Genomic DNA, 25,015 nt, shown 5'->3' with positions numbered 1-25,015 from the left:
GAGGCAGGATTGCAGCCTGCGCGCTTCGTGGAGGTGGATGCTCTGAGCTTGATGGTTGAGCTTGCTCATCACGGCGAAGGGTTCAGTGTGCTTCCGATGACCGCCGTCCGACAAGAGCTGATAGGCGGCTACGTGGCGGCGCTAGCTATCGAAAGACCGGCACTGAGTTGGAGTGTTTCTCTCTGCAAGAACGATCTCCGACCACTTAGCCCTGCAAGCGAAGTCCTGTTCACTCAGCTCAAAAAGGAAGTTGCGGACCTGGTTCGGACGGGACATTGGGACGCCAGACTCGCTGCCGGGCTGACCTGAGGCGCACCTAGGCAGACATACAGCCCCTGACCTGAGCCCCTGACCTCCTCCGGTCGTGGCTGGAGCCCGGGGTTGGTGTGGTCCGCACCCCTTCTTTGGAGCACCGGAAGCTAGAGTTTTCGAGCCTTGTCACGGCCGCGGGCGGGCTGCGCCGCCGGGATTACACAGGGAGATCGGCAGCTTATGGGTGAGGGACACGGTGTGAGCCGAGCGTAGCGGGTCGTAGGGAGGCCAAAAATCCGTGAGACGGCAGAACGTGCGCTCGATGGAGTCGTGGCTGCGGTCAAGAGCGCGAGAGAAGCACGCCTTCCGACGTCTGGTGACCTTGGACAGGACATTGAGAGCCGCCCCGCTTCCCTCGCCTTTCGACGTATCACGTCGGTGTTGGTTCCCTATCGGCGTGCAGGATGCTGCAGTCAGGCCGTCGCTCCAGGAGCCGCATCCCTGCCGTGCCATCGGCGACTTGCCCGCCTGTCGCAAGGTATCACCACGACGATGCCGTCAGCATGTGCGCTGACGACCGTGACACGCACGATCTCGCGACCATCCTGATCGCACGCTCGCGGGCTGCGAGCGCGTTACGGGCTGCGGCCTGCATGCCGGGATGGCGGCGCGCCCGTCCCGCCCTCGATCGACCTGACCCTGCGTATGCCAGGGGCAGGTCGGGCATTGGCTGGATCGGACCGCAGTCGGCGAACTTGGCGCGACCGCGGTCGCTCCTACCCTGAGCGTGATCGTACAGAGACGGATCGCGGGCTGGGCAGTCAGCCAATAGAGCTGCCAGCCGTTGGAGCAGCGACCGCTCAGGACCGTACTGCGCCACCATTCGAGCGAGCTTATAGCCTCCCTTCCGCCCTCAGATGTAGCAGCATAGGCGGACGACCCCGCAGGGATATGCGGCAAGCGTCTCGGGCGCGGGCACGCGGAGGCACGCTCACGACGCGATGTCCCTCCTTTTTACCTCCGGCTCGCCCCAACGTACGAACCCGCGCGAGACGAGCGCAGCCGTGCCGACCAAGCAGAGCACAGATGTGAGATGCTTCATCTCTGAAATCGGAATGCTCGGCTTCCGGTCCAGCCCACCTGAAAAAAGGAGAACGCCCGCCAACCGGTTGTACCTTCATCGGCTTCAGCTTGTCGGCGCAAGGTCTCTCGAGCGGGTCGTTCCAAGCCGGCGTCGTCGGACTGCGCGAGGGTTTCATGACGGAGGAGATGGTCATCTTTGCGGGGCCCGGCGCGCTCGCCCGGGCTCGTGCGACGCAGGCCCTCCTGGAGGAGCGCTTCCGGAAGGTCGACCTGCGCGCCGATGAGCTCCGCTTCGACTATCTCGGCATCAACGCCGTTCACCGCGAGGCCTCTCCGCCCCTCCGGGACGAGCCCCACGAGGTGATCCTCCGCGTGGCGCTCAGGACGTCGAGCCGCACGGAAGCTGACAAGCTGCGGCGCGAAATCGATCCGCTCGCGGTGAACGGGGTCGCCGGGACGGGGAAGTGGGCCACCAGCGCTCCTGGCTCGCGCGTGCGGCCAGTCGTCGGCCTGAATTCCTGCCTCGTGGACCGAGCGCTCGTTCCAACACGTGTGACGATGATCCATTCGGCCGAAAAGGGATCCGCATGAGCCCCCCAACTCTCTTCCGAGCGGCGGCTGCCGCGCTCGCACTGGCTGGCGCAGGTCCCAGCTTCGCGGGCGACGCCTGGCCCGAGCGCCAGCCCATCATGCTGCTCCTTCCGGCCGGTGCCGGCGGCTCGTCCGATTCGCTCGCCCGGCTGCTCGCGGAGGAGTTCGCAAGCCGCCTCAAGCAGAGCGTCGTCGTGCAGAACCGGCCCGGAGCCGCCGGGAACATCGGAATGGCCCAGGGGGCGCGCTCCCGGCCGGACGGCTATTCGATCGTGCTATCCTGGACCGGTCCGATGGCGACCAATCTGGCGCTTTACCGAGATGTCGGGTTCGACCCGAAGCGCGATTTCGCGCCTGTCGGCATGATCGGCTGCACGCCGAACGTGCTGGCGGTCAGCCAGGCCAGCCCGGTCAAGTCTCTTTCGGAGTTCATCGAGCACACGAAGGCGCATCACGGGGCGACCTTCTACGGCTCGGCCGGGGTCGGGAGCTCCTGGCACCTCGCCGGCGAGATGGTCAGCCGGAAGGCCGGCGGCGGCCTGGTGCATGTGCCGTTCACCCAGCCCAGCCAGGCGCTGACGGAACTGCTCGGAGGCCGCCTGAACGCGATCCTTCCTGTCCTGCCGATGACCGTCCCCCATGTCCGGGCCGGGACGATCCGCGCCCTGACCGTCTTTTCCAAGGAGCGCTCCACGGTGCTTCCCGAGATTCCGACCACCGGGGAGCTCGGTCATCCCGACCTCGTGAGCGAGACCTGCTTTGCCCTTCTCGCCCCTGCCGGAACGCCGCCCGAGGTGATCGGCCGGCTCAACACCACGCTGGCCGAGATCGCCGAAGCACCGTCCACGAAGGAGCGGATGAAAGACCTCGGCCTGACCCTTGCCGTCGGCCCTCCGGAGCAGGTCACGACTTACCTCATGGAAGAGATCCCCAGGCAGGCCGCGATGGTGGCTGCCTCTGGCGCCAAGGCCGATTGAGCGGGACCTCCGGGAGGTTTCGCGCGCCCGCATCATTACACGGAACCCGCGGCGGGCCGGCGGTGGATCAGTTCAGCTTGATGGAGTGAGAGTTCACGAACGCCCAGTGCGCCCTAACTCGCAAGGCGCGGCTGTCCCAGAGCCCTCCGCAATTTTCACCGCCGGGCGACTGTTATGTTGACGCGCATTCATTTGCATGTACGTTTTGTTCAAGGCTGGAACAAAGCAGCCATCTTTTCGGGAGGGCGGTGGTGCCACCGGCTCTATGGTGCGGGCGAGACGTTGCTGCGGAGGACCTGGCAGGCCGATTGCCCGCCTGCCAGCCGCGCGTAGCGCAAGCGGAATGTGAAGGCCGCAGCTCGATCGCCGCGGCCCAGTCGGAGGGCGCGCCGATGCGCTCGCCCGCTGCGGTTCCCGAGTGCCTCTCCTTGGTTTTGAGCAATGCGGTCAGCGTCCGCACAGGCGCGGCATCCGCGCGATTCTACGTACAGCAGTTCGGAGCAGGGGCATGAGGCTCAAGAACAAGCTCGCCGTCGTGTCGGCTGCGGCATCGGGGATGGGGCGCGCCGGCTGCCGGCTCTTTGCCGAGAACGGTGCGACGGTCGCGGCGGTGGACATCGACGAGGGCCGCCTCTCGGCGGTGGTCGACGAGATCAATGCTGCAGGAGGCAAAGCCAAGGGCTTCGTAGCCGACCTCTCGACCCCGGACGGCTGCAAGCGCGCCGTCGCCGAGACAGCCGGTTGGCTCGGCGGCATGGACATCCTCTGGAGCCATGCCGGGACGCCTGGACCGGCCTCGGTCGAGGGCGTCGACCTCGCCGAGTACGAGAATGCGATCAGCCTCAACCTCACCTCCGCACTGATCTGCGCGGGCGAGGCCGCGCCGCACATGCGCAAGCGCGGCGGCGGTGCGATCGTGTTCACGGCCTCGGTCTCCGGCCTCGTCGGCTCGATGTTCAGCCCCGTCTACTCGGCCGCGAAATTCGGCGTCGTGGGGCTGACCAAGTCGCTCGCCCAGCGCTTCGCACCGGACAGGATCCGGGTGAACGTCGTCTGTCCCGGCCTTACGGACACGCCGATGCTGCCGCTCTTCCTCGGACGCGGGGATGACAAGGCGGGGCTGGAAGAGAACCAGAAGAAGATCATGGCCGCGATCCCGCTCGGTCGTGTCGGCCGGCCGGAGGAGATGGCGCAGGCGGCACTCTGGCTCGCCTCGGACGACGCCTCCTACGTCACGGGCGTAGCGCTGCCGGTCGACGGCGGATTCACCTGCCGCTGAAGCCGCGTTCTTCCTTCCCTTCGAGAGATCCCCGCATGCGCTGCTACTGCGTCACCGAATTCGGCCGGCCGCTCGTCGCCATGGATTGCGACCTGCCCGAGCCGACGGGGGACGAGGTGCTCGTCCGCGTCAAGGGCGCGGGCGTGTGCCACAGCGATCTCCACCTCTGGGAAGGTGGTTATGACCTCGGGAACGGCCGCATCCTGTCCCTGAAGGATCGCGGCACGAAGCTTCCGCTGGCGCTCGGCCACGAGATCGCCGGCGAAGCCATCGCGGCAGGGCCGCAGGCCACGAGGATCGAAGCCGGCCGGAACTACCTCGTCTATCCCTGGATCGGCTGCGGCGAGTGTTCCGTCTGTCGGGCCGGGAACGAGAATCTCTGCGCGAAGGCGCAGTTCCTCGGGGTGGCCCGCCATGGCGGCTATGCCGAGCACGTCCTCGTGCCGCGCTCGCGCTACCTGCTCGACTTGGGCGACATCGATCCTGCCGAGGCCGCTCCCTACGCCTGCTCGGGCGTGACGACCTACAGTGCGCTGAAGAAGGCGGGCCGGAGCCTCTACGAGAAGCCCATCGTCATCATCGGGGCCGGCGGGCTCGGACTCATGTGCCTCGCGATCCTCAAGGGGATGGGAGGGGCCGGCGCGATCGTGGTCGAGCTCGATCCGGCGAAGCGCGAGGCCGCGCTGAAGGCAGGAGCCAAGGCCGCGATCGACGGCGCCTCACCCGATGCCGCGGCGCAGATCGCCGCGATCCTCGGCGAGCAGGCATCCGTCGCCATCGACCTCGTCGGTGCGCCGGCAACCGCCTCCCTCGGCTTCGACTGCCTGGAGAAGGGCGGCAAGCTCATCATCGTCGGGCTGTTCGGCGGATCGGCGCCGTGGCCCCTCCCCTTCATCCCGATGCGCGGGATCACGATCGTGGGCAGCCTCGTCGGCAACCTCACCGAGCTCACCGAACTGATGGCGCTCGTCCGGGCCGGGAAGGTGCCGCCGATCCCGGTGACCCGGATGCCGCTCTCGGCTGCCAACGATGCGCTGACGATGCTGCGGGACGGGAAGGTCGTCGGCCGCACCGTCCTCACGCCCGCCTGATCACACCAAGCACAAAGCGAAAGGGGGAAACATGTCCATCACTCTCACGCGCCGCGCCTCGCTGCTGCTGGGCACGGCGGCCGTCGCGATGCCGTCCATCGTCCGCGCCCAGGGCGCGGGTCCCCTCAAGATCGGCGTCCTGGTGCCGACGACGGGCGTGCACGCCTCCGACGGCATCCGCATGCTCAAGGCGCACCAGCTGGCGGCCAAGCAGATCAACGAGAGCGGCGGCCTGAAAGCTCTCGGCGGCGCGAAGCTGGAGCTGATCGTCACCGACATCCAGTCTAAGCCCGAGGTGTCGCGCGCCGAAGCCGAGCGCCTCATCAGCCGCGAGCGCGTGAGCGTCCTGATCGGCGCCTGGGCCTCCGCCACGACCATCCCGGCGGCCCAGGTGGCGGAGCGCAATCGCACGCCCTTCATGATCACCAGTGCCGTGAACGACGCCCTGACCGAGCAGGGCATGAAATACGTCTTCCGGACCGCCGTGAAGGCGCAGTGGTTCGGCGGCTACGTGGCCGACTTCCTCGACTACCTGAAGTCCAAGGGCACGAGCATCAGCAAGGTCGCGCTCGCGACCGAGGACGGTCCGGCCGGCCAGGCCGTGCACGCGAACTACTCGAAGGTGGCGCCGCAGCGGGGCTACCCCGTTGTCGCGGACGAGACCTTCAAGACCGGAACGCCCGACTTCTCGACCATCGCCACCAAGCTGCGGACGAGCGGCGCCGAGGCGCTCCTCACCTGCGCCTATGCGGAGGACTCCACCGTTCTCCTGCGCGCCCTCATGGCCCAGAGCTACCGGCCGATCTATGTCGGCTTCGGCGGCGCGCATGTGAACCAGACGGTCCTTGCCTCGGGCAAGCCGGCCGAGGGCAGCTTCGGCGTGGTGGAATGGTCGCCTGACCTGAAGAAGCCGGCGACCGAGGCCTTCGTGAAGGCGTTTGCCGAGGCGCATCCGGGCGAGACCCCGCTCAGCAACCAGGCACAGGCCTTCGCGGCCACCTATGCGCTGGTCCTCGCCGCGGAAGCCGCGAAGTCGACCGACCGCAATGCGATCCGGGACGCGCTCCGCACCCTCAAGATCACCGACGGGCCCGCCTCTCTCCTCCCGCAGGACGTCCTGTCCTTCGACGAGCAGGGCCAGTCGCCGGCGAAATGCGTGGTCGTCCAGGCGGTCGAGGGCAAGTTCGTGACGGTGTGGCCTGAGAACGTCGCGGCCCGCGCCCCGGTGAAGATCCAGGGCTGATCCGAGCTCGCAGCGCCTGGGAAGCATCGTGTCCGGAACAATCCTGCTTCAGGCGCTGCTCAGCGGCCTGACGAACGGGGCGATCTACGCGCTCGTCGCGGTCGGATTGACCCTCGTCTTCGGCGTCATGCGCGTGGTGAACTTCGCGCATGGCGAATTCCTGATGATCGGGATGTATGGCGGCTACCTCGCCTGGGCCTTCCTCGGCCTCGACCCGATCCTCGCTGTCCTGATCGTCACGCCCGTCCTGATGCTGTTCGGGATCGGGCTCTTCGAGGGCCTCATCCGGCCGGCGATCCGCGTGCCCGAGATCAACCAGATGGCGGTGACGCTCGGCCTGTCGCTGCTGCTGCAATACCTCGCGCTGGTCGTCTTCAAGGCGGACAATTTCGTGATCACCCAGGACCGCTCGACCGCCAGCATCTGGCTCGGACCGGCGCTCCTGCAGCTTCCGCACGCCATCGCGGCAACGGCATCACTGCTGCTCCTCGCGGTGTTCTACGTCGTCCTGCAGAAGACCGATTTCGGCCTCGTGATGCGGGCCGTGTCGCAATCGCGCGACGGCGCGGTCCTCTCCGGGATCGATATCGGGCGCACCTATCGCTGGGCGATGGCGGTCGGCATCGGGACGCTCGGCGTCGCGGGGCCGCTCCTCGTCTCTGTCCTCTACGTCAACCCGCATGTCGGGGCGCTCTTCACCCTGAAGGCCTTCGTCATCGTGATCGTCGGTGGCATGGGCAGCTTCGGCGGCGTGCTGCTCGGCGCCCTCTTGGTCGGACTGGCCGAGAGCCTCGCTGCCGCATGGCTTACGGCCTCGGTGGCCGCAGCCGTTCCCTTCGCCCTTCTCATTCTGGTGATGCTGGTGCGCCCCGAAGGTCTGATGCCGGTCGGCGGGTGGCGCCGATGAGACGGTTTCTCCCGGCCCTGGTCCCGAGCGCGCTCGCGGCAGCGGGTTTCGTCGCGAGTCTCGCCGATCCCTACTACATGGACATCTACATCATGGCCGCCATGATGGGGACCGTCGCAGTCGCCTGGAACCTCATGGCGGGCTTCACGGGTCTCGTGTCGCTCGGTCATTCCCTCTTCTTCGGCATCGGAGCCTATACGGTCGCTTATGGCCAGGTGGGGTTTGCGCTCGGGCCGCTGACGAGCTGGCCCATCGCCGCCGCGCTCGCCGTCGCGGCGTCCCTGCTGATCGGGCTGCTCTGCTTCCGCTACGGCCTTCGCGGCTACTTCTTCTCGATCGCGACCCTTGCCTTCAGCGAGGTCGCCTTCTCGCTGGTCTCCGCGACCCTGATCTTCGGCCGGTCGGACGGGCTGATGATGCCCGGCATGGACGAGCCGCTGCGCTACCTCCAGTTCGAGCACAAATGGCCGTTCGGCCTGATCATCCTCGTCATCCTGACGGTGACGCTCCTGGTCGGCCAAGCCGTGCTCTCTTCGCGGCCGGGCGCCTATTGGCGGGCGATTCGTGACAACGAGGGCGCGGCGGAGGCGCTCGGGGTGCCGGCCATGCGCTACAAGCTCCTCGTCTTCGCCCTCAGTGCGAGCGTGACGGCGATCGGCGGGGCCTTCTTCGCCAGTTGCTTCGCCTTCGTGGACCCGCGCTCGACGCTGGGCGTGGAACTGTCCATCCAGCTTCTCGTCTTCGCGATCATCGGCGGGCTCGGCCTTCTCTGGGGACCGCTCCTCGGGGCCGCCTTGCTCATCCCGGCCGGCGAGGTGCTGCGCACGACGCTCGGCTCGAGCTTCACCGGCATCAACATCGTGGCCTATGCCCTGCTGCTCGTCGTGCTCGCGCTGGTGCTGCCGCGCGGCCTCGGAGGTCTCCTCGTCTCCGCCCTCCGTCGCCACCCTGCCCTGAAGGGAGCCGGGTTTTGAGCACGCCCCTGCTCCAGGTCTCGGATCTCGGCCGTTCCTTCGGCGGATTGCAGGCGCTCTCCGACGTCAGCTTCTCGGTCGAGGCAGGCGAGGTGTTCGGGATCATCGGCCCGAACGGCGCCGGGAAGACGACGCTGTTCAACTGCATCTCCGGCCTCATCCCGCCCTCGACCGGCAGCGTCCGCTTCGCCGGCCGGCGCATCGACACCATGCGCCCGCACGACATCTGCCGGCTCGGACTCGCCCGGACCTTCCAGCTCGTGCGGCCCTTCCACGGCATGACCGTGGTCGAGAACGTCATGGTCGCCTCCTACGGGCGCTACCGGCAGCCTGCGGAGGCGCGTGCCCACGCATTCCTGGCGCTGGAGCGTGTCGGCATGCAGGATCTCGCCGAGGAGGATGCGGAGCGCCTGAGCGTTGCCGAGATGCGGCGCCTCGAGATCGCCCGCGCCATCGCGACCGAACCCAAGCTCCTCCTGCTCGACGAGATGATGGCCGGCCTGACAGCGACCGAGGCGGAGGAACTCTGCCAGCAGGTCACGGCCCTGAACCGGAGCGGGATCACCGTGCTCATGGTGGAGCATTCGGTCCCGATCATCCGCAGGCTGTGCGGCAACGCGATCGTCCTAAACTTCGGTGCGATGCTCGCACGGGGCCACGTGGAGGAAGTGCTCGCGGATCCGGCGGTGCAGGACGCCTACCTTGGGAGCGCCGCGGCATGACCAGGCTCGTGCTGGAGGGCGTTCACGCCGGCTATGGCGCCGTGCAGGTGCTCCACGGCATCGATCTCGTCATCGAGAGCGGGCAGAAGGTGGCGCTCGTCGGCTCGAACGGGGCGGGCAAGAGCACGCTGGTGAAGACCATCAATGGTCTCCTTCCGACACGCTCTGGTGCGGTGCGGTGGGGCGACAGGCTTCTCGGCGCATCGAAGGCGTCCGACCGCGTCAGGTCCGGCATCGGAACGGTGCCGGAAGGGCGGCTGCTGTTCCCGGAATGCACGGTGACGGAGAACCTGCAGGCGGCCAGCACCTTCGGCGAGGCGAAGGCGCGCCGCGAGGAAGGGCTGAGCCGCGTGTTCGAGCTGTTCCCGCGGCTGCGGGAGCGCGCGCGGCAGCGCGCCGGCACGTTGTCGGGCGGCGAGCAGCAGATGGTGGCGATCGGCCGGGCGCTGATGACCCGGCCGAGCCTCCTCGTTCTCGACGAGCCCTCGATCGGGCTCGCGCCGCGGGTCGTCGCCGAGATCTTCGAGGTGCTCGGCTCGCTGACCCGCGCCGGCCTGAGCCTGCTCCTCGTGGAGCAGAACGTGCAGCTCAGCCTGAAATCCGTCGACTACGCCTATGTCCTGAAGCAGGGCCGCGTCGTGCTGGAGGGAAGCCCCGCGGACCTGTCCGGGAACAGCGAGGTGCGGAGCGCCTATCTCGGAGGCTGAGTCCCCCGAACACGCTCGCTAGCCGCCCAACGAGGCCGGCTTTGCTTCCGCCCCGGATGATGTAGTGGGAATCCAGCGACGGAGATCGCAGATGAATCGGAGGAGACGCATGACGAGGCTTGTTGCCCTCGCTTTCGGGACGATGCTCGCGTCCGGAGCCGCCAACGCTCAAAGCACGATCACGCTGCGGCTCGCAGACTCGCTCTCGAACGGCCACGTCATCCACGAATCCGTCGCCAAGCCCTTCATGGAGGCGGTCACGAAGGCGACGGGCGGACGGGTGCAGTTCCAGCATTTCCCGGCCGAGCAGCTCGGCAAGGCGCGGGACATGCTCACGCTCACCCAGACGGGCGTGGCGGACATATCGTACCTCGTGCCGTCCTATACGTCCGACAAGCTGCCGCTGACCGCCGTCGCCGAACTGCCTGGCGCCTTCCAGACGCAGTGCGAGGGATCGCTCGCCTTCTATGCACTCTCACGGGACGGCAGCATCCTGGCCGAGAAGGAATTCGCGCCCAACCGAATCCGTCCCCTCGTGACGGTAGCGCTTCCCGCCTACCAGATCCTTCTCTCATCACCCCGGCCCGTCGCATCCGCCCAGGACGTCGCGGGCCTCAAGGTCCGGACCGCCGGCGGCGCCATGGACCTGATGATGCGCTCGATCGGCGGCGTTCCGGTCCGGATGGCGGCGCCAGAGATCTACGAGTCGATGTCCCGCGGAACGCTCGACGGCGCCATCCTCTCCTACCAGAGCGTCGCCTCCTACGATCTCGGCAAGCTGCTGAAGTCGGGAACGGTGGGCCTCAATTTCGGGACGGCGCTGATCACCTACTCGATCGGCGAGACGAAGTGGCGCTCGCTGCCGGACGATATCCGCAAGGCGCTGGCCGAGGCCGGCGAGCACGCGACACGGGAGGGCTGCAAGCGCCTCGAGCAGGGCGAGGGCGCCGCAGCCGCGAAGATCAAGGCCGGCGGCATGAAGGAGATCGCTTTCAGCGAGGCCGACAAGGCCGTCTTCGCCAAGGCCTTCGCGACCGTAGCCGAGGACTGGGCCAAGGACCTCGACAAGCGGGGCAAGCCGGGCACGGAGGTGGCGATGGCGTTCAAGGCGGCGCTGGAGAAGGCAAGGTAGCCGGCATGGCTGAAGCCGCAGGGCCGACCGGCCCTCTCGCCGGGGTTCGGGTCATCGACCTGACCACCGTGATGATGGGGCCATTCGCCACCCAGATCCTGGGGGATTACGGGGCGGACATCATCAAGGTGGAGCCGCCGGGCGGCGACATCATGCGCCATGCTCCGCCCATGCGCAGCCCGGGCATGGGCGCCATGTACATGCAGGGGAACCGCAACAAGCGGAGCATTCTCCTCGACCTCAAGAAGGAACCCGCCCGGGCCGCGCTGCTGCGGCTATGCGAGGGCGCGGACGTCCTCGTGCACAACGTCCGGCCCGCCGCCATGCGGAGGCTCGGCCTCGGCCCGGAGGAGCTCTGCGACCGCTTCCCGCGCCTCGTCTATGTCAGCCTTGTCGGCTACGGGGAGAAGGGCCCGTATGCCGGCAGGCCCGCCTATGACGACCTCATCCAGGGGGCAGCCGGGATCCCGGCGCTCTTCGCCGAGGTGAGCGGTGCCGAGCCGCGCTATGTCCCCGTCGTTGCGGCCGACCGCATCGTCGGCCTGAACGCCACGCACGCAATCCTCGCGGCGCTCCTGCACCGGGATCGCACCGGCTGCGGGCAGTCCATCCAGGTTCCGATGTTCGAGACGCTCGCGCAGTTCGTGCTCGGCGACCACATGGGCGGCCGCAGCTTCGAGCCGTCACTCGGCCCACCGGGCTATGGGCGCCTGCTGCAGCCAAACCGGCGCCCCTATCGCACGAGCGACGGCCATCTTTGCGTCCTCGTCTACACGGACGCGCATTGGCGCTCCTTCTTCGAGGCGATCGGACGGCCGGAGGAATTCGAGGCCGACCCGCTCTTCCACGACATCCGTGTGCGGGCAGCCCGCTACGACGAGGCCTACGGCTTCGTGGCTGCGGAGCTCGCCAGGCGCAGCACGGCCGAATGGCTGGAGCTCCTTGAGCGGCACGACATTCCGTTCAGCCCGATGCACGATCTCGACAGCCTGATCGACGACCCGCATCTCGCAGCAGTCGGGTTCTTCCAGGAGATGGACCACCCCTCCGAGGGCCGCATCCGGCTGACCTCGCCGCCCGCAACCTGGAGCCGGACGCAACCCAGCATCCGTTCGGCGCCGCCGCGCGTCGGAGAGCATACGCGAGAGGTCTTGGCTGAGGCTGGGCTCACTCAAAGCGACATTGACGCGGTCATCGGCTGAGAGCTCCCCGCGGCCGCGAGGCTGCCCCTCGCCCGAACGCTCGTTCTAGGAGCGACTGGCGATTTCGGCGCCCTGCGAGAGCGAGCGGCTCAGTGCTGTTGCGGCCTGTTCCAGGCTGGCGAGCCTCACCGGAAGGTCGTCGTTGAAGATGCGCTGCACCGGCCCGGTGAGGCCGACGCTGTAGAGGATGGAGCCGTCGGCGAGCCGCACCGGGTAGCCGAGGGCGCCGAGCCCCTCGTCGATCTCCGACACGCAGGTGCCGTATCCCTTCTCCCGCACCGTCTCGTAATCCTTCAGGATCTTCTCTCGATCCGTGCAGGTCTGGCTTGTCAGGGCGACGAGTTCACCTTCCAGCGCCTTCTCCACGATCGCAGGTGCCTGGAACGCCAGGATCGCCTTCGCGGTCGCGGCTGCGTGCGGGGGCATCTGGAGGTCCGGCTGCACATAGCTGCGCCACTGCACCTCGGGCGAGATGCTGAACACCACCCTCACCGCATGGCCGACGAGGCGCGTCAGATAGCAGGTCTCGCCCCGCTCGGCCGCGAGCGCCTCGATGGCGGGCCGCGCGAGCGTCTCGAGCCAGCCTTGCTCGGCCGAGGCGTGAAGAAGCCGCACGAGCCTCTTGCCGAGCGTATAGGCACGGTGCCGCCCTCCGCCCTCCACCAGCCCAGCCCGTGACAGCCCGGCAAGGAGCCGGTGCGCGCTCGTCTTCGGCATGTCCAGGGCCGCGCAGACGTCGCTCATCGTGACCGCACCCGGGAACGCGGCGACGAGTTCGAGCACGCTCATGTAGCGGTCGAGGGGGCCGCCGGGGGAAGGCTCGGCATCGCCGTTCCGCCCTGCTTGGATAATGGGCACGCTGCCTCGAGAAGCGCGATTGACAATCCGGCTCGGCACCTTAGGCTCCAAACTGAATTCCGGAACATAGTTCCTTTTTCCGGAACTTCCAAGCACATTCGATCAGACACTCGACGGGGAACGGACATGCGACAGACACGACGGGCGGTTCTCGCGACGGCGGCAGCCGTCTTCCTGGCCGGAACGGCCATGTCCTCCGCCGCCGATGGCCCGATCGCGATCGGCGCGACCGTCCCGACCACCGGCCCGCTCTCCCTCACGGGCAAGCAGTACTTCAACACGCTGACGATGGCCGAGGAGGACATCAACAAGGCCGGCGGCATCAATGGCCGCCAGATCAAGATCGTGATCGAGGATGCCGGCGCGTCGAACAGCACCGCCGTCTCGGCCTTCGTGAAGCTGGTTCAGGAGACGAAGCCCCCCTTCGCGTTCCTCACGAGCTACTCCACCCAGAATCTCGCCGTCGCACCGGAGGTCGCCAAGGCCGGAATTCCGGTGATGTATGCGGGCGGAGCGGATGCCGTCGCCGAGAACGGGAATTCCTGGATGTTCCGCATCCGTCCCTCCGACAGCCTGGCCGGCCGCGCCATGGCGCAGTTCGCGACCGGCACCCTGAAGGCGAGCAAGCCCGGAATCCTCTATATCCAGAACGACTTCGGCCAGGGCGGCGCGGCGGTCGCCCAGAAGCAGCTGGAAGCGGCCGGCATCAAGGTCGCGGCGAGCGAGGCCTATGGCCAGAACGACAAGGACTTCTCCGCCCAGTTGCTGCGCCTGCGCTCCTCGGGTGCGGATGTCGTCTTCATCTTCTGCTACCCGGCCGACGGCGCGCTCGTCCTCCGCCAGGCGAAGGCGCTCGGCCTGAAGATGCCGATCGTGGCATCCTCCGCGGCCTTCGTGCCGGCCGCCCTGCAGCTGCTTTCGGCCGCCGATCTCGACAACGTCTGGGGCGTGGTCGACGCCTTCGTGGATGCGAGCGTCGGCGAGCGCATGAAGGACTTCGGCGCACGCTACAAGGCGAAGTTCGGCACGGACGCGGACCCTTACGGCCTCGCCTATTACGACGGCGCGATGCTCATGGCCGAGGGCATGCGCAAGGTCGGGACCGACCCCAAGGCGCTCCGCGACTGGATCGCCTCCGCGAAGGAATGGCCCGGCATCGGCCATCCCTACACCTTCGACGCGAAGGGGAACGGCGTGCACGACCTTGCGGTCGTCAAGGCCAAGCGCGGCACCAAGAGCCTCGAGCTCGTGCAGAACGTGAAGCTCGACTGAGCCACGCTGCGGCCGCGGGGTCTCCGCGGCCGCTACTCGCGGCTCGCGGCAGAATCCCATGGCTGATCTCATCCAACTCGTCACGAACGGGCTTGCGCTCGGTAGCGTCTACGCGCTGGCCGCGATCGGCTTCGTGATCGTCTATTCCGCAACCGGCGTCGTGAATTTCGCTGCCGGCCAATTCGTGATGCTGGGGACCTTCGCCGGCGTCACCACCCTGCTGCATTTCGGTCTTCCGATGCCGGTCGGCTATGCCGGCGCGGTTGCCCTGATGGCGCTGTTCGGGCTCCTGTTCTACGCGGTCGTGTACCTGCCGCTCAGCCGCAGCCCGGTCGTCACGATCATCATCGGCACGGTGGCGATCGGCATCACGCTCCAGAACGCAGCGCTTCTCACCTTCGGGTCCTGGCCGTTCCGCCTGACCTCGCCCGTCGAGGACATGGTGGTCGAGATCGGCGGCGCCGTGATCCCGATGCACGCCATCGCGGTCGTGGTCGCGACGGCGGTCCTCATCGGGCTTCTGTGGCTGCTCCTGAACCGGACCGCGCTCGGCATCGCCATGCGAGCGGTCGCGCAGGACGTGCGCGCCGCCAAGCTGATGGGCCTGCGAGTCAACGTCCTCCTCGCCTTCACCTGGGTGCTGGCCTCCGTGCTCGCGGGCGTCGCCGGCCTGATGCTCGGCCCGATGTGGTTCGCCGACGTGAACATGGGCGACCCGATCGCCCTCAAGGCCTTCGCCGCAACCATCATCGGCGGCTTCGGCAGCCTTCCAGGCGCCATCGCGGGCGGCCTCTTCGTCGGCCTCGCCGAGGTTCTGGGCGCCTCGTACATCTCGTCGGCCTACAAGGACCTCATCGCGTTCGGGGCCATGATCCTGTTCCTGCTCGTGCGCCCGCAGGGCGTCTTCGGCGAGCGCATCCAGGACCGGGGGTGATCGTCATGCGCTCTTCGCTTCCCCTCCTGGCCGTGCTGCTGATCGCGGGTCTCGGCCTGTCCTTCGCGGCGTCGGAGTACACGCTCCGCCTCCTCAACATGGCCGTGATATCCTCCGTCGCGGTCGTCGGGCTCAATTTCGCCTTCGGCTATGCGGGCCTGATCTCGCTCGGCCACGCTGCCTTCGTGGGACTGGGCGCCTACACGCTCGCAATCCTTACGACACAAGCGGGCTGGTCTCCCTGGCTGGCCGCCATACCGGCGATAGCCGGGACGGGCCTCGTTGCCGCGGTGCTCGGCTACCCGCTCCTGCGTCTCAAGGGCCACTACCTGGCCCTGGCGACCCTCGGCCTGAACGTCAGCTTCAGCATCGTCGCCGCGAACTGGATCGAGGTCACCGGCGGCACCAACGGCATCGCCCGGATCCCCGGCCTCAATGTCTTCGGCCACGCGCTGACGGATGAGCGCTCCTTCCTCTGGTTCGGCCTCGCCGTGCTCGCGCTCCTCTCCGTAATTGCCCTCGCGATCCATGGCTCGCGCATCGGCCGGGCCATGATGGCGGTGCGCGACGACGAGACCGCCGCCGCGATGACCGGCATCAACGTGACCGGCGTGAGTGTAGCGGCCTTTGCTCTGTCGGCCGTCTATGCAGCGGTCGCGGGCTGCCTCTTCGCCACCCATGTCCATTTCGTCTCGCCGGACGATTTCAGCTACGCGCATTCCATCACGCATCTCGCCATGCTGATTGTCGGCGGCGAGGGCACGGTCGCGGGTGCGATCATCGGCGCCACGATCCTTACCTTCCTGCCCGAGTGGTTCCGCATCTTCGGCGACGGCTATCTCGCCTTCTTCGGCCTGATGATGCTCGCCATCCTCATCTTCCTGCCGACCGGGATCACGGGTCTCCTGCGCCGCTGGCGCCGGCCGGTCCGTCCAGCCGCCCCCGCGGAGGCGGATCTCAAGGAGGCCGTGCGGTCATGAGTGCCCTCCAGGCAACCGGCATCACCAAGCGCTTCGGAGGGCTTCTTGCGCTCTCCGAGGTCGATCTCACGGTCAATCCGGGCGAGTTCGTGGCGCTGATCGGCCCGAACGGCGCGGGAAAGTCGACGCTGCTCAACGTCCTCACCGGGCTATCGGCGCCCACGACAGGGCGCATCGTGCTGGAAGGACGCGACATCACGCGGCTTTCCACCCATGGCCGCATCCGCGCGGGGCTCGGACGCACCTTCCAGCATGGAAGGCTCTTCGAGCGTCTGAGCGTGGTGGAGAACGTCATGGTCGGCGCCGCGAACCAGAAGGGCCGGAGCGAGGCCGAACTGCGCAGTCACGCGCTTCGGCAGCTTGATCGCATGGGGCTGGGGCGCTTCGCTGAGGAGCCGATCTCGGCACTCACCTACGGCAATCGACGCATGGTCGAGCTGACACGCGTGCTCGCCTGTGGGCCCCGCGTGCTCCTGCTCGACGAGCCGGCAGCCGGCCTGAACACCGGCGAGGTCGAGGACCTGATGACGAGGCTCCGGGCCATCCGAAGCGAGGACAAGATCGCGATCGTGCTGATCGAGCACAACATGGGCATGGTGATGCGGCTCGCCGAACGCGTCGTCGTGCTGAACTTCGGCAGCAAGATCGCCGAGGGCACCCCGGCGGAAGTGCAGGCCGATCCCGCCGTCCTGTCCGCCTATCTCGGCGAGGGAGCAGCGCATGCTCGCCATTGACAAGCTGACCGTCGCCTACGGCGAGATCGTCGCCCTGCACGGCATCTCGCTGAATGTGGCGGCGGGCGAGACCGTGGCGCTGATCGGAGCCAACGGCGCCGGCAAGACCACGCTGCTGCAGACCATCTCCGGGCTCAACCCCGTGCGGGGCGGCGACATCCGGTTCGCCGGCGCCTCCATCGCCGGTGCCTCCTGCGATCGCCGGGTGCGGATGGGGATCGCCCATGCTCCCGAAGGTCGCCGCATCTTCCCCGGCCTGACCGTGGAGGAGAACCTGATCATCGGGACCGCCCCATGGCGGCGCCCCGGCAGCTCCTATGCCGATGAGCTGGCCTTCGTGTTCGACCTGTTCCCTCGCCTCAAGGAGCGGCGGAAGCAGCTCGGCTGGTCGCTCTCCGGCGGCGAGCAGCAGATGCTCGCCATCGGCCGCGCCCTCATGGCGAAGCCGAAGCTGCTCCTGCTGGACGAGCCCTCGCTCGGCCTCGCGCCGCGCCTCGCCGAGGAGGTTTACGAGCGGGTCGGACGCATCCGGAGCAGCGGCCTGACGATCCTGGTCGTCGAGCAGAACACGGTCCTGGCGCTGGCCGTGGCTGATCGCGGCTACGTGCTCGAGACCGGCCGGGTCGTCCTGGAGGGCTCGGCCGCCGACCTCAAGACCAATCCCCGCGTGCGCGAAGCCTATCTCGGCCGCTGAGGCCAGGAGACGAGTGATGACCTATCCAGATCCCGCTTCCCGATCGAAGGCGGCTCACGATCGTGCCCGCGCGAGCCTGCCCGGCGGCAACACGCGCACGACCGTGTTCATGAAGCCGTATCAGATCTACGCCGAGCGGGGCGAAGGCTGCCGCGTGATCGACCTCGACGGCGTGGCGCGGATCGACTGCATCAACAATTTCACCTCGCTCATCCACGGCCACGCCCATCCGGTCCTCGTGGAAGCCGCCTGCGCACAGATGCGTCTCGGCAGCGCGCCGGGCCTGCCGACGCTCTCCGAGATCGACCTCGCCGAACTGCTCTGCGGCCGCGTGGCCTCCCTTGACCGCATCCGGTTCAGCAATTCCGGCACGGAAGCCGTGATGAATGCCCTAAAGGCCGCCCGCGCCTTCACGGGTCGGCCGAAGATCGCCAAGTGCGAGGGCGCCTATCACGGATCCTACGACTATGCGGAGGTGAGCCTCGAGTCCCGTCCCGAGACCTGGACCCAGGGTCCGCCGGCCTCCGTGCCTTACGCCAAGGGGACGCCGCAGGGCGTGCTCGACGACGTGGTCACGCTCCCCTTCAACGATATCGACGGCGCGGTCAGCCTCATCCGGGCGCACGGCGCAGATCTCGCCTGCGTGCTGGTCGATCCCATGCCGAACCGCGCCGGGCTCGTTCCGGCCGACCGTGCCTACATCCAGGCGCTCCGGGAGGTGACGCGTGAGGTAGGCGCGCTGCTCGTCTTCGACGAGGTCATCAGCTTCCGGCTCGGCTACGGCGGCGCGCAGCCGCATTGGGGCGTGGACGCGGACCTCACGACCTTTGGCAAGATCATGGGCGGTGGCTTCCCGGTCGGCGCGACCGGCGGGCGGGCCGACGTGATGGCCGTCTTCGACCCGAGCGAGGGGAAGCCGGCCTTGCCGGCCGGAGGCACCTTCTCGGCGAACCCGGTCACCATGCGGGCCGGCCTCGCCGCCATGGAACTCCTCGACCACGCCGCCTTCGAGCGCCTCGACGCCATGGGCGAGAAGGTTCGCTCGGGAATAAACGAGGCCTTCCGGAAGGCAGGGGTGCCCGGGGGCGCGACCGGAATGGGATCGCTCCTGAAGATCCACTTCACCGACCGGCCGGTGCGAGACTACCGCTCCGCGCATCTCGGCGCAGCGGAGACCCGGCGCCAGGCCGCCTTCTTCCGCACCCTCCTCAACGAGGGCGTCCTGATGGCGAGCTACGGCCTGATGGCGCTCTCCACGCCGATGACCGACGACGACCTGGACGCGATCCTGGCCGCCGTCTCCGCCGGCCTCGTCGCAGCCAAGTCCGCCTGATCGCAGAACCTCTCCGGCCTTCGCAAGGAGGCCGCCAGCATCCAGAGATCGTCATGACGCGCGCCGTCGATCCCATCACGCGTTCGGTCGTCGAGCACCGGCTGTCCTCCATCGTCACCGAGATGGGGGAGGCCATGCTCCGGACCTCCTATTCGCAGATCCTGAATTCCAGCCGTGACTTCTCCATCGGCATCACGGACGTTCAGGGCCGGCTTGTCGCCCAGGCCGACCACATCCCGGTCCATGTCGGGGCGCTGCCCTGGGCGACGAAGGCCGTCGAGGAGCGGTTCAAGGATGTCGTCCCGGGCGACGTCATCCTGATGAACGACCCGTATCACGGTGGTTCGCACCTCCCGGATCTCACCGCGTTCGTTCCAGTGTTCGATGGCGAAAGGCGCCTGTTCTGGACGATCGTGCGGGCTCACCAGAGCGACATCGGCGGCTCGACCTACGGCGCCTACAACCCCGATGCCCGCGACATCTGGACGGAAGGACTGCGCGTTCCCCCGGTCCGGCTCTACGAGGCCGGCAAGCTCCGGGACGACCTGCTCGACCTGCTCGCGCTCAACACCCGCATCGGCCATGACTTCCGCGGCGACCTCGCCGCCATGGTGGGCGCCGCCCGCCTCGGCGAGCGCCGCATGGCGAAGCTCTTCGCCGAGTTCAGCGGCGAGACCGTTGTCGATGCCGTCGAGGGCCTCTTCGATGCGGCCGAGACGCGAAGCCGGGCCATCATCTCCACCTGGAAGGACGGTGTGTTCGAGGGAGAGGCGTTCCTCGACGACGACGGCCATGGACGCGAGAACATCCGCATTGCGGCCCGGGTGACGAAACGCGGCAGCGACATCGAAATCGACCTCTCGGATTCCGATCCGCAATCGTCGAGCTTCGTGAACTCCTCGCACGCCAACATGCAGTCCGCCTGCGTGATGGCAATCGCCTACCTGCTCGATCCCGACATTCCGAAGAACGCCGGCGCGTTCCGGCCGGTGACCGTGAAGGCGCGCGAGGGCACGATCGTGTGGGCCGAGCCCGGCCGGCCGGTCACGATGTGCACCAGCCACCCGTCCGACGAGATCGTCGAGGCGATCGTGAAGGCGCTCGCCGGCTCCTGCCCCGACCGCGCCATGGCGGGCTGGGGTCGCCGCTTCCGGATCGCCCTGCAAGGGGAGGATCCGCGTACGGGCCGGGGTTTTATCTGGCACATGTTTCATGCAAGGCCTGGGGGCGGAGCATCCCCAGGCGGCGACGGGTGGTCCTCGGCGGGCGAGTGGCACACGGTCGGCGGCCTGAAATTCGGCAGCGTTGAATTCGCCGAGGTGCGCTTCCCGCTCCATTTCCGCCGCCACGAGTTCCTGCCGGATTCCGGCGGCGAGGGGCAGTTCCGGGGCGGGCTCGGAGCAGCGCTCGACCTCGTGGTCGAAACGGAGAAGCCGGCCCTCGCCAATACGGCCGGGGATGGGGTCCGGTACGGCGCCTGCGGCATGCTCGGCGGGCGCGACGCGCCTCCACACCGCTACCGCCTTCTGTCCCAGGGGGCGGAGCCCCGGGACCTCAAGACGAAGGAAACGAACATTCCGGTGCAGCCCGGGGACATGTTCGAGGTTCGCTCCGGCGGGGGCGGCGGATGGGGCCCGCGGGAGAAGCGCGATCCCGCTGCGCGTGAGCGTGATCTGGTCGAGGGTTTCGTGACGGTGAAGGGGGACCGCTAAGTGACGTCTTTCAGGATCGGGATCGACGTCGGCGGGACCTTCACGGATCTCGTCGCTGTCGACGTCAACGGCCGCACCGTCTTCGCAAAGTCGCCTTCGACGCCGGCGGACCAGTCCATCGGCGTGCTGGCGGGGCTCGAGGAGCTTGCGCGCAGGCTGGACGTGACGCTCCGCGACATGCTCGGCCGGACCGAGCGGATCGTCCACGGGACGACGGTCGCCACGAACGCGCTTCTCGAGCGCAAGGGCGCGAAGGTCGCCCTGCTTACAACCGAAGGGCACCGCGACGTCCTGGAGATGCGCGAGGGGCTCAAGGACGATCGCTACAACCTGCGCTCGCCACCGCTGGCGCCTCTCGTGCCGCGAAGCCTGCGGATCGGCGTGCGGGAGCGGCTTCGGGCCGACGGATCGGTCCTGACGCCGCTGGATGAGGCCTCCTTGGCGGATGCGATCGAGCAGGTGCGGGCATCGGGCGCGACATCCGTCGCCGTCTGCTACCTGCACGCCTACCGCAACCCCGCGCATGAGATCGCGACGGTCGAACGCCTCGCACGCGAGCTGCCCGACCTCTACGTCTCGCGCTCGTCCGACGTGCTGCCGCAGATCAAGGAATATGAGCGCGTCTCGACGACGGTGGTGAACGCCTATGTCGGGCCTGCCGTCCGGCGCTACCTGACCAACCTCGAGCGGCGGCTGCGCGACAGCGGGCTTGCGGGCAGCCTTTTCATCATCCTTTCCCATGGCGGCATGGCGCCGGTCGAGGAAGCCGGACGCTTGGCCGCCGCCACCGTGCTGTCCGGCCCTGCGGGCGGCGTCGCGGGGGCGCGGCGCTGCGCCGAGATGCTCGGGGTCGCGGACCTCGTTCCGTTCGATGTCGGCGGCACCTCGACCGACATCTCGCTGATCGCGAACGGCCAGGCCGCGCTGTCCGGGGCACGTGGGCTCGCGGGCAAGCGGATCGCGCTCCGGTCGCTCGATATCGCCTCGGTCGCGGCAGGCGGCGGGTCGCTGGCGAGCTATGATGGCGGCCAGTTCAGGGTCGGACCGGAGAGCGCCGGGGCCGTGCCCGGGCCCGCCTGCTATGGCGGTGGCGGCACCACTCCGGCGGTGACGGACGCCAACCTGCTTCTCGGCTATCTCGACCCGACCACCTTCCTCGGTGGCCGCAAGACGCTCGACCTTCCGGCTGCCGAGAAGGTCGTCGACGGCTTCGCGGCACGTCTCGGCATGTCGCGCGACGAGACGGCCCTCGGCATCCACCGTCTCATCAACCTGCAGATGGCGGATGGCATCCGCCTGATGACCCTTCGCCGTGGCGTCGATCCCCGCAAGTTCGCGCTCCTGTCCTTCGGCGGGGCGGCGGGTCTGCACGCCGTGGAGGTCGCTCGCGAACTGGAAATTCCACGTGTGATCGTCCCGACGGTCGCGTCCGTCCTCTCCGCGTGGGGCATGCTGGCGAGCGACCTTCGCTACGAAGTCAGCCAGACCCATGCCGGGTCTGGCGCGGCCATCGACGATGCCGGCCTGCGGACGATCTTCGCGGACCTCGAAGACCGCGCAACCGCTCGCCTGCGCGAGTGGTTCGATGGCCCCATCCGGATCGAGCGCTCGGCCGAGATGCGCTACGGCGAGCAGGTCTTCGAGGTGGACGTGGCGCTTGATGACGTTGCGTGGGATGCGCCGGATCTCGTTGCCCGCGTGCATGAGCGGTTCCACACGCGGCACGAGGAGCTCTTCACCTACGCGTCGCGCGACCAGGAGGTCGTGTTCGTCAACGCCCGGGTCGCGGCTGTCGGGGCCGTGCCCTCGGCAGAGGGCGAATTCGTCGTGACGCAACCGACGGAGGTGCCAGCCCTGACCGAGCGCCGCGCCTATTTCGATGGCTGGCGCTCCGTTCCGGTCTACCGCATCGAATCCCTGCAGCCGGGCGCGACACTTGCCGGCCCCGCCATTTTCGAGGCGGAAACGACGACCGTGATCGCCGGCGAGGGCGATGTTGTGAGCGTGAACCGGTACGGCTGGCTGGACATCGCGCTGCGGAGTTGAGGGCCGCGCGCCACGGCTCACCACCGCCTCGATGGGCGGCGCTCGCCGCTTCCGAGGACGCGGACCGACGCGGTGTCCCTCAGCCGCGTCGCGCCGTCTCCGGCGTTGCCCTGACGTCCCGCCGAGTCGATGGGCTTGGCCCTGCTTCCTCGAATGGCTAAGCCATAGGCTGTCGGCGCGCGTACTCGGGCGCCGGGGCCGGGGGGAGGATGTCGAAGATCGCCGTAATGGGCGCCGGTGCCGTCGGCTGCTACTACGGGGCAAGGCTCGCGCAGGCGGGCCATTCCGTCACCATGATCGGACGCCGGGGGCACGTCGCCGCCATGCGGGAGCGTGGCCTCATCCTCGAGACCGCCACCGGCACCGAGCCGGTCCGCGTGGAGGCGAGCGAGGAGCCGGCCGGAATCGCCAGCGCCGACCTCGTGCTCGTCAGCGTCAAGTCGAACGACGTGGACGCGACCGGTCGCGGCATCGCTCCCTACCTCGACGCGGGAGCGCAGGTCGTCAGCCTCCAGAACGGCGTCGATACGGCCGAGCGGCTGGAGCAGGCGATCGGCCGGCCCGTGATCCCGTCCGCTGTCTATGTGGCGGTCGAGATGACCGGGCCGGGGCACGTGAGGCATCACGGCCGCGGCGAATTGGTGATCGGGTCGGGGCCATCGAGCAGCGCAGTCGCGATGCTGCTCCGGGAGGCGGGAATACCGACGGAGGTCTCCGATAACGTCGTCGGCGTTCTCTGGGCCAAGCTGATCGTCAATTGCGCCTACAACGCCCTCTCGGCCATTCCGCATCTTCCCTACGGCCACCTCGTGGCGGTCGCGGGCGTGCCCGAGGTAATGGACGACGTCGTGGCCGAATGCCTCCAGGTTGCGGCCAGGGCCGGGGTTACGTTGCCCGGCGACGTGCCTGCCGCCGTCCGCGGCCTTGCCGCCTCCATGCCCAGCCAGTTCTCGTCAACGGCCCAGGATCTGGCGCGCGGCAAGACCAGTGAGATCGATCACCTCAATGGATACGTGGTGCGAAAGGCGGCCGAGCTTGGGATCGCCGCGCCGGCGAACCGGGCGCTCTGGGTCATGGTCAAGCTGATGGAAGCCCGCCGCGGATGACGCCCTCTGAGGCGATCCTGGGCGAAATTCCTCAGTCGCGGGCCGGCGCACTCAAGGCTTCTTGTGTGCCGCTCACCCACACAGCTTTCTGTCCATCGTAGGAACGTCGAATGCCGCCCATCAACCGCACGCTTGCATCTGTGGAGCAGTTTCCCACCGAGCGCGATGGACAGTTCGTCGGTTTGGGACCGCAACTCTATCGCGTCGAGCGCCCGTGGGGCAGGCTGCCCGCCGGGCTCTCGTATCTCGGCATCTCCGATGTGACTGTGCTTCCCTCCGGAAATGTCGCTGTTGTCGTCCGCGGAGACCCTGCGGTGCTGATCTTCGCGCCGGACGGCTCGCTCGTCGATCGATGGTCCTGCCCGGACATCGTGGCTGGACATTTCATCCGGGCGAGTGCGAGCGGCCAGATCTTGCTGTCGGACTTTGATGGGCACCGGATCCACTGCTTCAACGAAGCCGGGCGTCGCGAATGGGTGCTCGGGGCGCGGGATCGCCCGCGCTTCGGCGAACCTTTCAATCACCCGACCGACGCTGTGGAAGCCCCTGACGGAGATGTTTTCGTCTCGGACGGCTACGGCAACTCGTGCATTCATCGATTTGACGCGAACGGAAAGTGGCTCGCTACCTGGGGGCGGCCGGGAACCGGCCCTCTGGAGTTCAGCACGCCGCACGCGATCACGGTCGATCCACTTGGCCGCCTCGTTGTGGCTGATCGCGAGAACAACCGTCTACAGGTCATCAGCCGCGATGGTTGCTGGCTCGGCGAGATCCGAGGCGTGTTCAAGCCGATGGCCGTCGAACCGGCCCCGGGGGGCTTTCTGCTCGTAACGGATCAGACCCCGAGGTTGTCGCTGTTCAACTCGGCTGGCGAACTCGTCGGACGATGCCGCACTTTCGGCACCGTGGGGCATGGGCTAGCGCGAGGGCCCGACGGTTCGATCTATATCGCCGAGATGGGACCCGACATGCTGACCCGCTTAGCACCTGTCGGAGCGCTCTGATCGCCAGCAGGCGACGGTCCTGCTTCGAATTTTTCGAAGACAGACAACGCCCAATTCAAATTCTACGCTGGTGACCAAGCCCCTAAGGTCGGTGCTTCGACCCGGCCCGAAGGCTTTTGGCTGCACGCGCGACCGATGACTGAGCCACGCTTTCCCAGTTGGAGAACGCTCTCGACAGACGA

Annotated in this window: 23 protein-coding genes; 22 read left to right on the top strand and 1 reads right to left on the bottom strand. The window is 67.9% G+C overall.

Features of this window, described 5'->3' with window-relative positions; all coding sequences use genetic code 11:
- The 12 genes from ACO2SS_RS22775 to ACO2SS_RS22720 form a co-directional block, all read left to right on the top strand.
- A partial coding sequence (locus ACO2SS_RS22775; protein WP_423280124.1) for a LysR family transcriptional regulator substrate-binding protein occupies positions 1 to 309 on the top strand: 309 nt, incomplete at its 5' end.
- Positions 310 to 1,443: 1,134 nt separating this feature from the next.
- Positions 1,444 to 1,926: an acyclic terpene utilization AtuA family protein gene (locus ACO2SS_RS22770; RefSeq protein WP_423280123.1), complete on the top strand. Its 483-nt coding sequence runs from the start codon at positions 1,444 to 1,446 to the stop codon at positions 1,924 to 1,926.
- Entirely contained in the window at positions 1,923 to 2,903 is a 981-nt protein-coding gene (locus ACO2SS_RS22765; RefSeq protein WP_423280122.1) for a Bug family tripartite tricarboxylate transporter substrate binding protein, read from the top strand. Before ACO2SS_RS22770 ends, ACO2SS_RS22765 begins: the two co-directional genes overlap by 4 nt.
- A 508-nt stretch (positions 2,904 to 3,411) precedes the next feature.
- The gene (locus tag ACO2SS_RS22760) at positions 3,412 to 4,182 is read left to right on the top strand and encodes an SDR family NAD(P)-dependent oxidoreductase (RefSeq protein ID WP_423280121.1); all 771 of its coding nucleotides are present in this window, start codon (positions 3,412 to 3,414) and stop codon (positions 4,180 to 4,182) included.
- A 35-nt stretch (positions 4,183 to 4,217) separates the two neighbouring features.
- A complete protein-coding gene (locus tag ACO2SS_RS22755; protein WP_423280120.1) occupies positions 4,218 to 5,273 on the top strand; it encodes an alcohol dehydrogenase in 1,056 nt (351 codons plus the stop codon).
- A gap of 31 nt (positions 5,274 to 5,304) precedes the next feature.
- Positions 5,305 to 6,516 carry an ABC transporter substrate-binding protein gene (locus tag ACO2SS_RS22750; RefSeq protein ID WP_423280119.1) on the top strand — a complete coding sequence of 404 codons (1,212 nt, stop codon included), beginning with the start codon at positions 5,305 to 5,307 and terminating at the stop codon, positions 6,514 to 6,516.
- Positions 6,517 to 6,544: 28 nt separating this feature from the next.
- Positions 6,545 to 7,423 carry a branched-chain amino acid ABC transporter permease gene (locus ACO2SS_RS22745; protein ID WP_423280118.1) on the top strand — a complete coding sequence of 293 codons (879 nt, stop codon included), beginning with the start codon at positions 6,545 to 6,547 and terminating at the stop codon, positions 7,421 to 7,423.
- Positions 7,420 to 8,397: a branched-chain amino acid ABC transporter permease gene (locus ACO2SS_RS22740; RefSeq protein WP_423280117.1), complete on the top strand. Its 978-nt coding sequence runs from the start codon at positions 7,420 to 7,422 to the stop codon at positions 8,395 to 8,397. The genes ACO2SS_RS22745 and ACO2SS_RS22740 overlap by 4 nt, the downstream gene beginning before the upstream one ends.
- Positions 8,394 to 9,119 carry an ABC transporter ATP-binding protein gene (locus ACO2SS_RS22735; RefSeq protein ID WP_423280116.1) on the top strand — a complete coding sequence of 242 codons (726 nt, stop codon included), beginning with the start codon at positions 8,394 to 8,396 and terminating at the stop codon, positions 9,117 to 9,119. Before ACO2SS_RS22740 ends, ACO2SS_RS22735 begins: the two co-directional genes overlap by 4 nt.
- Positions 9,116 to 9,826, top strand: a complete 711-nt coding sequence (locus ACO2SS_RS22730; protein WP_423280115.1) for an ABC transporter ATP-binding protein — start codon at positions 9,116 to 9,118, stop codon at positions 9,824 to 9,826. The genes ACO2SS_RS22735 and ACO2SS_RS22730 overlap by 4 nt, the downstream gene beginning before the upstream one ends.
- A 109-nt stretch (positions 9,827 to 9,935) precedes the next feature.
- On the top strand, positions 9,936 to 10,958 hold the full coding sequence (gene dctP / locus ACO2SS_RS22725; protein ID WP_423280114.1) for a TRAP transporter substrate-binding protein DctP: 1,023 nt from the start codon (positions 9,936 to 9,938) through the stop codon (positions 10,956 to 10,958).
- A 5-nt stretch (positions 10,959 to 10,963) separates the two neighbouring features.
- Complete coding sequence (locus ACO2SS_RS22720) at positions 10,964 to 12,160, top strand: CaiB/BaiF CoA transferase family protein (RefSeq protein WP_423280113.1); 1,197 nt, start codon at positions 10,964 to 10,966, stop codon at positions 12,158 to 12,160.
- A 45-nt stretch (positions 12,161 to 12,205) separates the two neighbouring features.
- Here the strand turns inward: ACO2SS_RS22720 and ACO2SS_RS22715 are convergent, their stop codons facing one another.
- Complete coding sequence (locus ACO2SS_RS22715) at positions 12,206 to 13,018, bottom strand: IclR family transcriptional regulator (protein ID WP_423280112.1); 813 nt, start codon at positions 13,016 to 13,018, stop codon at positions 12,206 to 12,208.
- Between the two features lie 126 nt (positions 13,019 to 13,144).
- Between ACO2SS_RS22715 and ACO2SS_RS22710 the strand changes: the two genes are divergently transcribed.
- The 10 genes from ACO2SS_RS22710 (at position 13,145) to ACO2SS_RS22665 (ending at position 24,833) form a co-directional block, all read left to right on the top strand.
- Positions 13,145 to 14,290, top strand: a complete 1,146-nt coding sequence (locus ACO2SS_RS22710; RefSeq protein ID WP_423280111.1) for an ABC transporter substrate-binding protein — start codon at positions 13,145 to 13,147, stop codon at positions 14,288 to 14,290.
- Between the two features lie 58 nt (positions 14,291 to 14,348).
- Complete coding sequence (locus ACO2SS_RS22705) at positions 14,349 to 15,224, top strand: branched-chain amino acid ABC transporter permease (RefSeq protein WP_423280110.1); 876 nt, start codon at positions 14,349 to 14,351, stop codon at positions 15,222 to 15,224.
- 5 nt (positions 15,225 to 15,229) lie between these two features.
- Positions 15,230 to 16,204, top strand: a complete 975-nt coding sequence (locus ACO2SS_RS22700) for a branched-chain amino acid ABC transporter permease (RefSeq protein ID WP_423280109.1) — start codon at positions 15,230 to 15,232, stop codon at positions 16,202 to 16,204.
- The gene (locus ACO2SS_RS22695) at positions 16,201 to 16,938 is read left to right on the top strand and encodes an ABC transporter ATP-binding protein (RefSeq protein ID WP_423280108.1); all 738 of its coding nucleotides are present in this window, start codon (positions 16,201 to 16,203) and stop codon (positions 16,936 to 16,938) included. Before ACO2SS_RS22700 ends, ACO2SS_RS22695 begins: the two co-directional genes overlap by 4 nt.
- Positions 16,925 to 17,632: an ABC transporter ATP-binding protein gene (locus ACO2SS_RS22690; protein WP_423280107.1), complete on the top strand. Its 708-nt coding sequence runs from the start codon at positions 16,925 to 16,927 to the stop codon at positions 17,630 to 17,632. Before ACO2SS_RS22695 ends, ACO2SS_RS22690 begins: the two co-directional genes overlap by 14 nt.
- A 16-nt stretch (positions 17,633 to 17,648) precedes the next feature.
- Positions 17,649 to 18,965, top strand: a complete 1,317-nt coding sequence (locus tag ACO2SS_RS22685; protein ID WP_423280106.1) for an aspartate aminotransferase family protein — start codon at positions 17,649 to 17,651, stop codon at positions 18,963 to 18,965.
- A 53-nt stretch (positions 18,966 to 19,018) separates the two neighbouring features.
- Entirely contained in the window at positions 19,019 to 20,677 is a 1,659-nt protein-coding gene (locus ACO2SS_RS22680; protein ID WP_423280105.1) for a hydantoinase B/oxoprolinase family protein, read from the top strand.
- Positions 20,678 to 22,723 (top strand): hydantoinase/oxoprolinase family protein, encoded by a 2,046-nt coding sequence (locus ACO2SS_RS22675; protein ID WP_423280104.1) that lies wholly within the window; start codon positions 20,678 to 20,680, stop codon positions 22,721 to 22,723.
- Positions 22,724 to 22,932: 209 nt separating this feature from the next.
- Positions 22,933 to 23,829: a ketopantoate reductase family protein gene (locus tag ACO2SS_RS22670; RefSeq protein WP_423280103.1), complete on the top strand. Its 897-nt coding sequence runs from the start codon at positions 22,933 to 22,935 to the stop codon at positions 23,827 to 23,829.
- Between the two features lie 110 nt (positions 23,830 to 23,939).
- Positions 23,940 to 24,833, top strand: a complete 894-nt coding sequence (locus tag ACO2SS_RS22665; RefSeq protein WP_423280102.1) for a hypothetical protein — start codon at positions 23,940 to 23,942, stop codon at positions 24,831 to 24,833.
- Positions 24,834 to 25,015: the final 182 nt, after the last annotated feature.

Origin of the sequence: Enterovirga sp. CN4-39 (genome assembly GCF_049446235.1) — a bacterium.
Lineage (GTDB): Bacteria > Pseudomonadota > Alphaproteobacteria > Rhizobiales > Beijerinckiaceae > Enterovirga.
This window is presented reverse-complemented; position numbering and strand designations above follow the sequence as displayed.

Coding starts and splice junctions, on each gene's coding strand:
- ACO2SS_RS22750 (WP_423280119.1), top strand. CDS start 5,305: ATGTCCATCACTCTCACGCGCCGCGCCTCGCTGCTGCTGGGCACGGCG.
- ACO2SS_RS22680 (WP_423280105.1), top strand. CDS start 19,019: ATGACGCGCGCCGTCGATCCCATCACGCGTTCGGTCGTCGAGCACCGG.
- ACO2SS_RS22730 (WP_423280115.1), top strand. CDS start 9,116: ATGACCAGGCTCGTGCTGGAGGGCGTTCACGCCGGCTATGGCGCCGTG.
- ACO2SS_RS22720 (WP_423280113.1), top strand. CDS start 10,964: ATGGCTGAAGCCGCAGGGCCGACCGGCCCTCTCGCCGGGGTTCGGGTC.
- ACO2SS_RS22755 (WP_423280120.1), top strand. CDS start 4,218: ATGCGCTGCTACTGCGTCACCGAATTCGGCCGGCCGCTCGTCGCCATG.
- ACO2SS_RS22705 (WP_423280110.1), top strand. CDS start 14,349: ATGGCTGATCTCATCCAACTCGTCACGAACGGGCTTGCGCTCGGTAGC.
- ACO2SS_RS22710 (WP_423280111.1), top strand. CDS start 13,145: ATGCGACAGACACGACGGGCGGTTCTCGCGACGGCGGCAGCCGTCTTC.
- ACO2SS_RS22670 (WP_423280103.1), top strand. CDS start 22,933: ATGTCGAAGATCGCCGTAATGGGCGCCGGTGCCGTCGGCTGCTACTAC.
- ACO2SS_RS22760 (WP_423280121.1), top strand. CDS start 3,412: ATGAGGCTCAAGAACAAGCTCGCCGTCGTGTCGGCTGCGGCATCGGGG.
- ACO2SS_RS22695 (WP_423280108.1), top strand. CDS start 16,201: ATGAGTGCCCTCCAGGCAACCGGCATCACCAAGCGCTTCGGAGGGCTT.
- ACO2SS_RS22765 (WP_423280122.1), top strand. CDS start 1,923: ATGAGCCCCCCAACTCTCTTCCGAGCGGCGGCTGCCGCGCTCGCACTG.
- ACO2SS_RS22690 (WP_423280107.1), top strand. CDS start 16,925: ATGCTCGCCATTGACAAGCTGACCGTCGCCTACGGCGAGATCGTCGCC.
- ACO2SS_RS22665 (WP_423280102.1), top strand. CDS start 23,940: ATGCCGCCCATCAACCGCACGCTTGCATCTGTGGAGCAGTTTCCCACC.
- ACO2SS_RS22740 (WP_423280117.1), top strand. CDS start 7,420: ATGAGACGGTTTCTCCCGGCCCTGGTCCCGAGCGCGCTCGCGGCAGCG.
- ACO2SS_RS22685 (WP_423280106.1), top strand. CDS start 17,649: ATGACCTATCCAGATCCCGCTTCCCGATCGAAGGCGGCTCACGATCGT.
- dctP (WP_423280114.1), top strand. CDS start 9,936: ATGACGAGGCTTGTTGCCCTCGCTTTCGGGACGATGCTCGCGTCCGGA.
- ACO2SS_RS22700 (WP_423280109.1), top strand. CDS start 15,230: ATGCGCTCTTCGCTTCCCCTCCTGGCCGTGCTGCTGATCGCGGGTCTC.